Annotated in this window: 12 protein-coding genes; 7 read left to right on the top strand and 5 right to left on the bottom strand. The window is 54.7% G+C overall.

Going from position 1 to position 12917, the window contains the following annotated elements; genetic code table 11:
- Nucleotides 1-20: 20 nt before the first annotated feature.
- Nucleotides 21-539 (bottom strand): hypoxanthine phosphoribosyltransferase, encoded by a 519-nt coding sequence (gene hpt / locus G6R38_RS12125; RefSeq protein ID WP_166825195.1) that lies wholly within the window; start codon nt 537-539, stop codon nt 21-23.
- Nucleotides 540-820: 281 nt separating this feature from the next.
- Here hpt and G6R38_RS12130 point away from each other — a divergent pair, with 281 nt between their 5' ends.
- The 7 genes from G6R38_RS12130 to G6R38_RS12160 all read left to right on the top strand — a co-directional run bounded on the left by G6R38_RS12130 (nt 821) and on the right by G6R38_RS12160 (nt 9409).
- The gene (locus G6R38_RS12130) at nt 821-4831 is read left to right on the top strand and encodes a DUF1549 domain-containing protein (protein WP_166825198.1); all 4011 of its coding nucleotides are present in this window, start codon (nt 821-823) and stop codon (nt 4829-4831) included.
- Complete coding sequence (locus tag G6R38_RS12135) at nt 4821-6233, top strand: DUF1501 domain-containing protein (protein WP_166825201.1); 1413 nt, start codon at nt 4821-4823, stop codon at nt 6231-6233. The genes G6R38_RS12130 and G6R38_RS12135 overlap by 11 nt, the downstream gene beginning before the upstream one ends.
- A 171-nt stretch (nt 6234-6404) precedes the next feature.
- Nucleotides 6405-6803 (top strand): 30S ribosomal protein S16, encoded by a 399-nt coding sequence (gene rpsP / locus G6R38_RS12140; RefSeq protein ID WP_240928172.1) that lies wholly within the window; start codon nt 6405-6407, stop codon nt 6801-6803.
- 27 nt (nt 6804-6830) lie between these two features.
- Nucleotides 6831-7526, top strand: a complete 696-nt coding sequence (gene trmD, locus G6R38_RS12145; protein ID WP_166825204.1) for a tRNA (guanosine(37)-N1)-methyltransferase TrmD — start codon at nt 6831-6833, stop codon at nt 7524-7526.
- Nucleotides 7527-7579: 53 nt separating this feature from the next.
- Nucleotides 7580-7942, top strand: coding sequence for a 50S ribosomal protein L19 (rplS, locus tag G6R38_RS12150; protein WP_166825208.1), 363 nt, complete (start codon nt 7580-7582; stop codon nt 7940-7942).
- 2 nt (nt 7943-7944) lie between these two features.
- On the top strand, nt 7945-8325 hold the full coding sequence (locus G6R38_RS12155) for a YraN family protein (protein WP_166825213.1): 381 nt from the start codon (nt 7945-7947) through the stop codon (nt 8323-8325).
- Between the two features lie 52 nt (nt 8326-8377).
- Nucleotides 8378-9409: a DUF933 domain-containing protein gene (locus G6R38_RS12160; RefSeq protein WP_166825216.1), complete on the top strand. Its 1032-nt coding sequence runs from the start codon at nt 8378-8380 to the stop codon at nt 9407-9409.
- Nucleotides 9410-9443: 34 nt separating this feature from the next.
- Here the strand turns inward: G6R38_RS12160 and ruvA are convergent, their stop codons facing one another.
- The 4 genes from ruvA to ispF form a co-directional block, all read right to left on the bottom strand.
- On the bottom strand, nt 9444-10070 hold the full coding sequence (ruvA, locus tag G6R38_RS12165) for a Holliday junction branch migration protein RuvA (RefSeq protein ID WP_166825219.1): 627 nt from the start codon (nt 10068-10070) through the stop codon (nt 9444-9446).
- Nucleotides 10071-10097: 27 nt separating this feature from the next.
- Complete coding sequence (gene ruvC / locus G6R38_RS12170; RefSeq protein WP_166825222.1) at nt 10098-10622, bottom strand: crossover junction endodeoxyribonuclease RuvC; 525 nt, start codon at nt 10620-10622, stop codon at nt 10098-10100.
- A 58-nt stretch (nt 10623-10680) separates the two neighbouring features.
- On the bottom strand, nt 10681-12231 hold the full coding sequence (cysS, locus tag G6R38_RS12175) for a cysteine--tRNA ligase (RefSeq protein WP_166825226.1): 1551 nt from the start codon (nt 12229-12231) through the stop codon (nt 10681-10683).
- Nucleotides 12232-12325: 94 nt separating this feature from the next.
- Nucleotides 12326-12829 (bottom strand): 2-C-methyl-D-erythritol 2,4-cyclodiphosphate synthase, encoded by a 504-nt coding sequence (ispF, locus tag G6R38_RS12180; RefSeq protein WP_166825229.1) that lies wholly within the window; start codon nt 12827-12829, stop codon nt 12326-12328.
- Nucleotides 12830-12917: the final 88 nt, after the last annotated feature.

Raw genomic sequence — 12917 nt, forward strand, 5'->3', positions numbered from 1 at the left:
CCGATCCACGACCGAGTGTTCTACAGATCGTTTTCGTCCAAGACGGCGATATGGGGAAGGTGACGGTAGTGATCATTGTAGTCCAGTCCGTACCCAACCACGAATTCGTCCGGAATCTGGAAACCTGTGTAATCCGGTTGGATTTCCACTTCGGTCCGCACCTTCTTCCAGAGCAACACGGCCGTTTTCAGCGTCTTCGGGGTTTGACCTTGAAGATGTGCGACGAGTCGCTGCAGTGTTTGTCCGGTGTCCAAGATGTCATCGACGAGGAGCACATTGCGACCGGTAATATCGGGAAGCAACGAGAAATCCACGCTGAGTTCCCCAGGACGGGTTGCCGTCCCGCGATAGCTCGACGCTTGAATCAAACCGATTTGCGTCGGCGTCTCGATTTTGCGAACTAGGTCTGCGAGGAAGATCAAACTGCCGGTCAACACGCCGATGACGGTCAATGGTTCGTCGTCAGTATCGTTGGTGACCGATTTACCGAGTTCCGTCACCCGTTGGGCAATCGTCTCGGTCGACAGCAGGGTTCTCATAAACGGACTTTCACAGGAAATCACAGTGGTCGCCATCGGGAGCCATGTCATGATATCAACATGGTGTGCCGTGACCAATTCTTCCCGGTTCGTTCAAGATGGTGGTCGGAAATCTCCCGGCGGAGGTCACGAACACAAGACCGAATCCGTACGACTCACGCTCAACGCATTGACACATACCGATCGTTCCCGGTATCTCTGAGAAGAACTCACCCACGACATGGTAGTTTCTTGTCGAGACTCTCACGGTCCGCGAAGCGCGATCCATCGGGATGGTTGCTATGAGATGTTTTTTGCTAATAGGTTTGGTCTGCGGGTTGGTCTCGACTGACATCGAGGCGAACGATGCCACCAAGCTCGAATTCTTCGAAACGAAAATTCGGCCGGTGCTCGTCGAGCATTGCACCGGTTGTCATAACAGTTTCGACAAGAAAAAAGGCGGGTTAGCGCTTGATTATCGTCAAGCCATGTTGGACGGCGGTGATTCGGGAGATCTAATCGTCCCTGGGAAACCTGAAGACAGTGTTTTGCTTTGGGCGCTTCAGCACAAGAATGGCTACGAAATGCCTGCGAATGCGCCGCAATTGGATCAGTCAATCATCGACGATTTCACAGAGTGGATTCGAACCGGCGCGTATGATCCGCGATTGACCAAACCGGAGAAAGACGATCTTCGTTCGAAACGAGCTTGGCCGGACATTCGTCGGGAACGCGAACAATGGTGGTCGTTCCAGCCGGTGAAAAAGCCAGCAGTTCCGAGTGTTGCGAATGCGGAGTGGTCCACGTCGCCGATTGATCGGTTCGTGTTCGCCGAAATGGACGAAGCCGGTTTGTCACCGCAGCCGTTGGCCGATCCAGCAACGATGATTCGCCGGGTTCACTTGATCCTCACGGGTTTGCCCCCCACGCCGAAGCGAACCGCCGAGTTTCTTGCGGCCCCCTCGGACGCCGCATATCAGAAGTTGGTCGATGAGTTGCTCGACTCGCCGGCGTTCGGTGAACGGTGGGCAAGGCATTGGATGGATTGGTACCGTTACGCCGAAACGCATGGAAGCGAAGGCGATCCCCCAATCCCGTTTGCGAGTGAATATCGAGACTATTTGATTCGGGCGTTGAATTCCGATGTTCCGTACGATCAGCTTCTCAAAGAGCATTTGGCTGGCGATCTGCTGGAGAATCCGCGGCTCAATCGCGAACTGCAACTCAACGAATCTGCCATTGGACCGGCTCACTTGCGAATGGTACCGCATGGGTTTGGCGTGACAGATGCGTATGGTGAGCAAATCACCTTTACCGACAACCAAATTGATGTCATCTCGAAGGCGATGTTGGGTGTCACGGTTTCGTGCGCCCGGTGTCACAATCACAAATTCGATCCGATCAGTCAAAAGGATTTCTACCGGTTATTCGGTGTGATGATCAGCAGTCGTCCGTCGACAGTGTTGATCGACACGCCAGCGAAACTCGCCACGAACAAAGACGAAATTACGGAACTCAAGAAATCGATTCGGCAGAATCTAAGCGATCATTGGCTATCGGAAGTCGATGAACTGCCGAACCGCTTGAAAGCGATCGAAAAGCAGCTGGAGAAAGTTGACGCTGTTCGAGACCCGCTTGGTCTTTGGGCAAAATTGAAGGATGCGAACCCCGACGAATTCTCAAATCGACTAGCCGAACTCAATGCTCGACAAATCCAAATCGAAAAACAGTCCGCCACCGCGATTGCCCAGGCCGACATTTACATTGATCTTCGTGATCCAAACCAGGTGAATCAGTGGTTCAGTAGCGGAAATGGGACGACATCGGTCGTTAGCCCAAGTGGTTCATTTGCGTTGCAACCCAACGGCACCGAGGTTGTTCGTGGTATCTATCCGCGGGGCATCTATTCCCATCTCATCTCCGATAAACACGCCGCTGTTTTGAGTTCCGCGAATGTGGTTTCCAAGGGGAAAGCGACGTGGGTGCGGGTCGCCGGGGAACATGCACGTCTGCGGGTACCGATTCGGAATTATCCACTCACGCACGGGGGATTGCACCCCGAGACGCCGATCGAGAACCTACCCAGTCTCAGCTGGCAGCCCACGCAACGCAAATGGAGTTATTGGCTTGGCGAGAAGGTGCACTACGAGTTGCGGACGTCGAAAGACGTGATTCCCCGACCGGGTGGGTCAGACCGGTCATGGTTTGGCGTGACCGAAATCTTTGCCGGAGAGAATCCACCGCCAGCACTTGGGGCATCTTTGTTGCGAGTTGGCGACGATGTCACTTCAATCGAGGATCAAGCGACGTTACTGCAAGCCTACCAGGCGGCCATTCGCAAAGTTGTCTCGAAGTGGAAGGCTGAAGAAATCACGGATGCGGAAGCAGAGTTTCTCGATCGGTTTGTCCGTCTGGGCTTAGTGTCAAATCAGTTGGAGTCGTTGCCGACCCCGTTGCAAAACGGTGTTGGTCGATATCGGCAACTCGAAGCCGCGATTCCCGTAACACGCCGTGCCCCCGGTGTGCTCGACGCCGCACCGGTTTCCCAGCCGTTGCTCGTGCGGGGAAACCAGAGCCAAGAGGCGGAAGCGGTGCCTCATCAATTCTTGGAAGCCTTTTCAGAAGAACCATTCTCACAGGATCGACCGGCTCGTTTGCAACTGGCCGAGTCAATCGTGAGTCCCGAAAACCCGTTGACATCACGACTTCTCATCAACCGCTTATGGGCTTACTGTTTTGGACGTGGCATTGTTTCCTCGGTCGATAACTTCGGTCGGCTCGGCAGCGAACCGACGCACCCCGAATTGCTCGATTTCCTGGCGGTAGATTTCCAAGAAAATGGCTGGTCGATCAAGCGGACGCTCCGGAAAATGGTGACCAGTCGAGCATTTCGGATTGCGAATTCCGCACCACCGCAAACGCTGGAACGTGACCCCGATAACAAATGGCTTTCGTTCTACCGACCTCGGCGACTCGACGCGGAAGCCATCTACGATTCCATTGGGCAGTTAGCGGGGGATCAGCGTCGGGCGGTGCAGCTCCCGATTGTTCGGAATCGGCTGGATCCGTTTCTGAGCGTCTTCAACGCCCCGGTTCCGGTATCGACGGTTGGAGCACGAACCCACACCGATGTGCCCGCTCAGTATCTGGCACTCATGAACGGCTCGCGTGTCGAGAACGCCGCCAACGTCTGGTCCCAACGCATTCAGAAGAATGATGCTCTCTCAACACCGGCCGAAAAAATCACGGAGATGTTTCACCAAGTCTATGCCCGTGATCCCTTTGCAGAGGAATTGAGACTCTTAGAGAAATACCGAAACAGACGGCATCATTTGGAATCCGAAGCTGCGGTGTTGGTCCAACAAATTGGGCGACAAAAAACAAATCTCAATAGCGCTCGGAAAGATTGGCAACAATGGGTGAAACCATTTCGCGTCTCGCATGAAGTCACCTTGAATTCCGCTGATACAGTTGATCTTCAACCGATCGCTTCCTGGGATTTTGAAAATGACGCGACCGATTCGATCGGTGGTCTCAAAGGTCGATTGGTCGGCAATGCCCGAATCGAAAACGGTTCGCTCGTCCTCAACGGAGGGTTTCTAGCATCTGAACCGCTTCCCAAACCGCTGCGTGCAAAAACGCTGGAGGTGTTGGTGCAACTGGACGGGTTGGATCAACGCGGCGGTGGTGCCATGTCGGTTCAAACGCTCGATGGCAGCGTGTTCGATTCCATTGTCTACGCTGAAGCCGTCCCGCGACGCTGGTTAGCCGGCAGCGATCATTTTCGACGGACAATCCCCCTCCAGGGCACGCCCGAAACAGATGCCGACCGAGAGCCGGTTCACATCGTTTTGGTCTACGAGGCCGACGGAACGATTCGCAGTTATCGCAACGGCGAGACATACGCGAAACCGTATCGCAAAACCAATCTGTTCGACTACTCCGCAGGTGAGTTCCAGGTTCTGTTCGGATTACGGCACGGAACGGGACCGAATGCCAGTCGACTTCTTACGGGTCGCATCGAAGCCGCCCGGTTGTACGATCGTGCTTTGACTGAAGACGAAGTTCGAGTGGCTTCCAAGACGATCCCCGGTAGCGGTCCCACCGACGCCGACATCTTCGCCGGTTTGACACCGTCTCAGCAAGAAACTTGGAAGGCCAAACGCTCGACCTTGGACCACCTTCAGGACAAGCTGACTCAACTAGAGAAGCAACTTGTGGAATTGCGAAGCAGTCCTCTTTTGCGAAATGACGGCTACTACGCGATCGCCCATGCTTTGCTGAATTCCAAGGAGTTTCTTTATGTTCCGTGACACAGCGAATCGCCGCGATTTTCTGAAGCTAACCGCCGCCGGTGTAGGCGGTTGGGCAGCGTCTGGTCTGATCAACTCCACGCAAGGGGCACCGGCTGGACCCACGGTATTGCACCACCCGGCGAAGGCTGAGTCGGTGATTTTGCTTTACATGTCGGGCGGGGTCTCGCATGTGGATTCGTTCGATCCCAAGCCAATGCTGAAGCAGATGCATGGGCAGCCCATGCCTGGTCGCGTCGAACGCACACAGTTCGACAACGTCGGCAAAATTCAGCAGTCCTATTGGGAGAGTCAAAAGTATGGCGAGTCGGGAATCGAGATGACCAATCTCTTCCCGAAGATCGCCGCCCAGGCCGATGACTTGGCGATCGTGCGTGCGATGACGGCCAACTTCTCCGAACATGCCCAAGCCAATTTTTTCTTCCACACCGGGTTTCCATTTCTCGGTCATCCCAGCGCGGGAGCCTGGGTGGCTTACGGTCTGGGATCGAAAAACGCCACATTACCCCCGTATGTGGTGCTGAAAACCGACACCTGCGGCATTCCTCATGGTGGAGTCAGTTTGTTCGGCAACGGTTTCTTGCCCGCCAACACCGGCGGTTCGATCTTCAATCTGACCAATAAAAACGCCGTTCCGAACATCACCCCGAGCGTCGCTCGTGAACAACAGCGCGTCGCGCTTGATGCCATTCGACAGTTGGATCGGGGGTTTGCGAATCGAGTGGCGGTCGAGCAAGCCGTGATGGATTGTGTCGCCAATGCAGAAACCGCATTCGAAATGCAGCAAGCCGTCCCCGAACTGACAGACATCACCCACGAGCCGCAGCACATTCATGAACTCTACGGTGTCACAGACAAAAACCCTCACACGGCTCAATATGGTCGCCAATGCTTGATGGCCCGACGACTGGTCGAACGCGGCGTGCGGTTTGTGGAATTGTCGTGTAGTAGCGTTCGGATCGGTGCTGGAAACGATGCGAACCCTTGGGACCAACATGGTGACATCAAACGTGGCCACGGAGCGATGGCCGAGCAAGTCGATCGTCCGATTGCTGCATTACTACGAGATCTCAAGCAACGCGGATTGCTGGAATCCACGCTCGTCGTCTTCGCAGGTGAGTTTGGCCGGGCTCCGTTCGCTCAAGGGAACGGTCGAGACCATAATCCCTTCGGATTCAGTCTGTGGCTGGCGGGTGGTGGTCTTAAGGGAGGCGTTGTGCATGGGGCAACTGACGAATTCGGCTACCATGCCATCGAAAATAACGCCACAATCTACGATCTCTGGGCCACTGTCTTGCATCAGTTAGGAATCGATCACGAACGGCTGACATATCGCTACAGCGGTCGCGACATGAGACTTACGGATGTTCACGGTTTCGTGTGGAGAGATATTCTTGGGTAGCAGTTTGCAAAAAAATGATGGTTTTTCCCTGGACTCTTTCGGGATTCAAAACCTCTCTGGCTTGCAACCCCAGATTGGGTGGCTACAATCGTCGTTTTGGTTACACGGCGGAAAATTCGTGCGAAATACGAATCCATTCGCCAACGTGCGTTTTTCAATGAGGAGTGAAGCGTGGCAGTTCGCATTCGGATGAAGCGGATGGGACGCCGCCATCGGCCGTTCTATCGCATCTGTGTGATGGATGCGCGGCGGCCGCGTGACGGCAAAGCGATTGAGGAGATCGGCTTCTACGATCCGATGGTTCGTGAAAAGAACGAACGGGTTCGGATGGACTTGGAACGCGTTGATCACTGGTTGGGCGTTGGTGCTCAGCCTAGTGAAAAGGTCGCTGTTCTGATCAAGAAGCTACGAGAAGACAATTGGGGTGAAGCTGCTGCTCCGCCTCCAATGACGCCTCCCAAAGCACCGCCGGAACCAGAGCCAGTAGCCGAAAGCTCGGAAGAGTCTGCGGAAGGTGCCGAGGCTCCCGCTGAAGGTGCGGCCGAAGAAGGCGAATCGTCCGAAGGCTAGGCTGTAGCGGCAGGTGAGTGTGCGGTCATGCGGTTCGATGTGCTGACATTGTTTCCGGAAATGTTCGCCGGTTATCTGTCAAATGGCTTGTTGCGATTGGCGATTGAACGCGGTCTCGTCGATATCCAGTTGTGGAACTTTCGAGACTGGGCGAAAGGTCAGCGTCGGAATGTCGATGACCGTCCCTATGGTGGCGGTCCTGGCATGTTGTTGTCGTGCGATCCGATTTATCAATGCGTTGAGTCGGTTCAGGCAGAATCTGACGAGCCAGGTCAGTTGGTTATGTTGACCCCTCAAGGGCGACCGTTGAAACAGTCGGTTGTTCGCGAGTTGTCAGAGTACAAGCGGCTTTTGCTGTTGTGTGGTCGGTACGAGGGGTTCGACGAACGTGTTCGGGTTGGTTTGAAGCCGATGGAGATTTCCGTCGGGGACTTTATTGCCAACGGTGGCGAAGTTCCATCGATGTTGTTGATCGATACGGTGATTCGGCTGATTCCGGGCGTGTTGGGTGAAGAAACAAGCAGTCAGTTCGAGTCTTTCGCTGACGAGGGGCTCTTGGAGTACCCGCAGTACACTCGGCCTCGTGAATTTCGAGGCATGAGTGTGCCAGAAGTGTTGCTCAACGGTAATCATCAGGAAATTGAAGACTGGCGGCGGGATCAAAGCCGACTCCGTACACAAGAGCGGCGAAGTGATTTGATTGACGGTTCGGCTGGTTCTTAGTTTTTGTTTGTTCAAGCGATTAAGTTCGTATTTAGTAGCGAGAAGCGTGAGTCATGCAAAACCCTCTTCTAGACGCGGCCGAGAAGGATAGCCTTCGCGACGAACCGCTTGAATTTGAAATCGGTGATTCTGTTGACGTCCACCTGAAGATCTTGGAAGGGACCAAAGAGCGAATCCAAGTCTTCAGTGGTGTGGTGATCGCCCGTCGTGGCGAAGGCACCCGCGAGATGTTCACGGTTCGTCGAATCGTTGTTGGGGAAGGCGTCGAACGGACCTTCCCAGTCAATTCGCCAAAAATCGAGAAGCTGGAAGTCAAGCGACACGGTGTTGTCCGCCGTGCGAAGCTGTTCTATCTTCGTGATCGCGTCGGGAAAGCCACTCGTTTGGCCGAGCGTCGTCCTGCTAAGAAGAAGTAGTCGTGCGGCAGTGGCTCAGCCGCTGGTTGGGTGACCGTGGAGAACGACGTGCCGCCCGTTTTCTCCGCAAACAGGGACTTAAGATTGTCGCCCGCCAGTACCGGAATCGGTTCGGCGAGATCGACATCATCGCACGCGATGCCGATCGACTTGTGTTTGTCGAGGTGAAAACGTGGCGGGCTGCCGAAGGCGGCTCGCCATCAGATGCGGTCGATCTCGATAAACAGCGACGTTTGTCCCGAAGTGCCGCTGCCTATCTCAAACGGCGCGGCCTGTACGGTCGCCAGCCGGTTCGCTTCGATGTTGTCGGGATTGTCTGGCCCGACGATGCAGAGCCAACAATCACCTGGTATCGGAATGCGTTCGAGTCGACTGTCGCCTAAACCCATTATGGCTAATCTCGACGTCTCCTGAATTTCTCGGAGCAATTGACGGATGAAAATTGGTCTGGTGGGATATCAAGGCGGTGGTAAGAGCACGGTTTTTGAGTTGCTCACGGGAATTGCACCCGATATTGCCAAAGCCCACACTGGTCAGGTCGGTGTTGCCGACGTTCCTGACGAACGCTTCGATCGCTTGGTCGCTCACTATAATCCCAAGAAGATTGTGCCCGCGCGGATCGAGTTGTTCGATACGCCCGGTCTCAGTCGGGATAGCCAAGAATCGAACGGCCAGCGTCTCGGAATTATCCGTGAGGCGGCGGCGCTAGTACAGGTTGTGGGTGTCTTTGCAGGAGCCGACCCCGTTGCCGAAGTTCAGGCCTTCGAGGAAGACCTGATTCTCGCCGATTTGCAAGTCGTGACGAATCGGATTGAGCGGCTGAAAAAAGATTCCGCGAAACCTCGCCCCGATCGCGATGAACTCCAAGAAGAATTGGAAGCCTTGCAGCCGATTGCCGAACGGTTGCAAGATGTCCAACCGATTCGTGAGATGGAATTCACGGAAAAGCAAGAAAAGGCAGCCCGGGCGTTTTCTTTGCTGAGTCGCAAGAAGCAACTCGTGGTGCTGAACACGGCTGACAGCGAAGTTCCGGAAGACGCGATTGTGGAGATTGAGAAACTCGGACCGCGTGCGATTGCAGCACCGTTCGGTTTGGAGTTGGAAGTATCCGAACTTTCACCCGACGAGCGTGCCGAGTTTGCGGATGAAATGGGACTTGGTGAACCCAGTCGTGGCAAACTGCTGCGAATGATCTTTGAAGTCACCGACCAGATCACGTTTTACACGTCAGGCGAGAAAGAAGTTCACGCCTGGTTGCTCAAACGTGGGTCGAGCGTATTGGAAGCCGCTCATTCGATTCATAGTGACCTTGCTCGCGGATTCGTGCGTGCGGAAGTTTGGCAAGCCGATGACCTGCTGAAACTTGGTTCCGAACGCGAGTTGAAGGCAGCGGGTTTGAATCACGTTGAAGGCAAAGAGTACATCGTCCAAGACGGTGACGAAATCTTCATCCGCTCTGGTGTGTAACTGACCGAAAGGCTGTCGGTCAGAGTCGATCGGCTTATCCGCGTTGATTCTGGTAAATCACACGGATCAGCTCATCCGTTGATTTGTATTTCTTCTTGCTCGCGATCGCCTGCTCGATTTTGTCGTGCGCATCAGCTTCGGAGTGTCCAAGTGCCACAAGTGCTTGGAAGGTCTCGCTGAGAATGTCCCGACCGGTTGCAACGTCGGATTCGGGAAACTCCTGACCGACGATCAAAGCGAACCGAGCCATCTTGCGTCGAAGTTTGGCGACAATCCGTTCAGCCACCGCCGGACCAACACCGGGGAGAGTTGTCAGCTGTTTGACGTCCTGTTCCTCGATGGCCGTTGCAACTTCAGCGACCGGCCTGACCATCGCTCGTAACGCCTTTTTCACGCCCACGCCATCGACCGAACACACCATTTCGAAAAACTGCTTCTCGGCGTTCGAAAGAAAGCCGATCATTCGGGGCGTGAGTCGACCGGATTGCGGGTTGCCTTCCAAGTATTCAATCGTCCGCAGGCTGACTTCGTCGCCGATCATACCCTGGATCTGGCGTCGCACGAATTCGGGAAGGTACACTTCGTACTCGAACGCACCCACAGCGACGGTTGCGGCATCGGTTTCCAACGAGACAAGTCGGCCGGTAATGCGAGTAATCAACGCGGAGCACCTTCGGAGTTGATGAGGTTAAACGGTTCGGAGGCTATGGTACATGCAAAGGGCAATTGCCGCTGCATCGGCGACGTCATGCGGTTCCGGGACCACGTCGATCCGAAGCTCATTTTGAATCGCGAACTGCATTTGCTCTTTCGTTGCGCGACCACTGCCGGTGAGGAGTTTCTTGACGTGGGTCGGCGGAAAGTGGACGACCTTGACGGACTGTTCGGCCGCCGCCATCAGAATCGCCCCACGTGCATGAGCCAGCAGCAACGCAGACTTCGGATTTCGTCCCAGCGAGAAGACTTGCTCAATGGACATCACTTGGGGAGCGAAATCGTCGATGACATCTCGAATGCCTTGACCGATCTCCAGCACCCGCTGGGACAACGGTAACTCCGATGTCGAACGAATGACCCCCGCTTCCCTGAGAATCGGGCCACTCCGGCTTCGTTCAATGACTGCATATCCAGTGCGACGCAATCCCGGATCGACGCCGAGATAGCGTTGCACTTCGATATGAGACTTGGATTGAATCGGCTCGGTAAAGGCCATGCCCGCCCTCCAAAGCTGGAAGGAAACGATACGAGAATATCTGCCGATTCACAACTATCTAGTCGCGTCGCCAAAGAGTCTCGCCGGTGCGGTCTTCCAACGTCACGCCGAGAGCCGTCAAGCCGTCACGAATACCGTCGGCAACGGCAAAGTTCTTGCTCTTCCGGGCATCGGCACGGAGTTGGATCAGAAGTTCCATTAGCTGTCCGGCAAATTCATCATCGGCACCACTGGCGGGCTTCTGGACTGGTTCTTGGAAAACGCCCAATGTGCTCGTGAGTTCCTTCAGCAACGTCACCGATGCTATCAAAGCGTCTCGGACAGAGTCGTCTGCCGATTTTCCTTTGTCCAAACCGTGCTTGTTGATCAAACCGTTGACCGACTTGCGAAGTTCGAACAACACGCCGACTGCTCCGCCGGTGTTGAAATCATCGTCCATCGCTTCCCAAAAGCGTTCCCGAAAATCACTCAGTTCCGCGACGAATTCCGGCTCCCCGGTCAGAGTCACGGTTTCACTTCGTGTTGTGGGGGTGTTCAGTGCATAGAAGTTTTGGCCGGTGGCTCGTTCAAATTCCTCGAAGAGCCGATAGAATCCTTCCAAGCCTTTTTCCACTTCCGCGATCCGTTCGAGGCTGAAGTCGATCGGGCTGCGGTAATGCGTGCCGAGCAGGAAGAAACGCACAGTCTCCGGTCCGTGATGCGGGAAGACAGCCTCTTTGATCGGTTTGGCTCCCAAGCTTCCCGACATTTTTCCCGCCAGCTGTTCCTCGGGCGAATCGCCAGTGCGATCGTGACCACCGCCAACTTTTCCTTTTTGACCGGTTTCCTGCATCAGGCCGTTATGAAGCCAGTACTTCGAGAACGGCTTTCCAGAGCAGCATTCGGACTGTGCGAGTTCGTTCTCATGGTGGGGGAACATCAGGTCCAAACCACCACCGTGAATGTCGATGGTCTCGCCCAACAGTTTTGTGCTCATCGCGGAACACTCGATATGCCAACCCGGTCGGCCGGGTCCCCAGGGACTATCCCAACTCGGCTCATCGTCACGTGATTTCTTCCACAACGCGAAGTCAGCAGGATGACGTTTGCGATCGTTGGCCTCAACACGAGTACCTGCCATCATGGCATCCAAACTGCGTCGGCTGAGTTTCCCGTAGTCGTCGTCGCTGTTGACTGCGAAGTAGACATCGCCTTCGAGTGGATAGGCGTGTCCTTGCTCAACCAATCGCCCGATCATTTCGATCATATTGCCGATATGGTCAGTGGCTTTCGGGAACTGGTCGATGGTGGTGACTTGCATTGACCGCAAATTCTCGAGGTAATCGGCGGTCATCTCCTGAGCCAACGTTTCGACCGACTTGCCCAACTCGTTCGCTTTGTTGATGAGCTTGTCGTCGATGTCGGTAATATTGACGACCCATTCGACATTATAACCGCTATAGACCAAGTAGCGTTTGATCGTGTCGAAGATCACAGGACCAACCATATGTCCGATGTGGGCCGGTTTGTAGACGGTCGGTCCGCAGAGGTACATCGTCACCCGGTTGGGGTCGAGTGGCTGGAAGACTTCTTTCGTCCGCGTGAGCGTGTTGTAGACTCTTAGTGTCATCGGTCCTTGAATCCCAGTTCAAAATCATCCGTTGTTTTGACCGTCTCGAATGCCGACCGACCCCGGTCGATCTCAATAAATCCGGCGGAGAATCTTAGAGTGCCCCCGAGCTGGCTCGTACGATCAGCACCGCCACATGGGCGGCGATCGCTTCGCCTCGTCCGACAGGGCCGACCGCTTCGCCGGTCTTCGCTTTCACATTCACGGCTTCCGGCTCCACGCCGAGAAGCTCCGCGAGTCGTGTTTCAATTTTTTCTTTGTACTGACTGAGTTTCGGGCGTTCCGCACTGACGGTGCAATCGACGTTGCCGACATGCCAATCACGCTCGTGAAGTGTCATCAGGGTAGTGACAAGCAGTTCCGAAGAATCTGCATCTTTCCAGCGATCATCGGTGTTGGGGAACCATTCGCCAATATCGCCTAAGCCAGCGGCTCCCAGCAGGGCGTCGATGGCAGCATGCAGCAGGACATCGCCATCGCTATGTGCAACCGCGCCCTTGTCGTACTTGATGGGGATACCACCAATAATTAGTGGACGTCCTTCTTCAAGGCGGTGTAAATCACTGCCAAAACCGACTCTGATATCGAGTTGCGCCATCGAGAGACCATTGAGTTTTGAAGTGAATTTCCACAGAGTGGCAGTGCCAGTAGCATTTGCCCGAATGGCAGGATCATAACACTCAAAC

Origin of the sequence: Thalassoroseus pseudoceratinae (assembly GCF_011634775.1) — a bacterium.
In the GTDB taxonomy this organism is placed as follows: Bacteria; Planctomycetota; Planctomycetia; order Planctomycetales; family Planctomycetaceae; genus Thalassoroseus; species Thalassoroseus pseudoceratinae.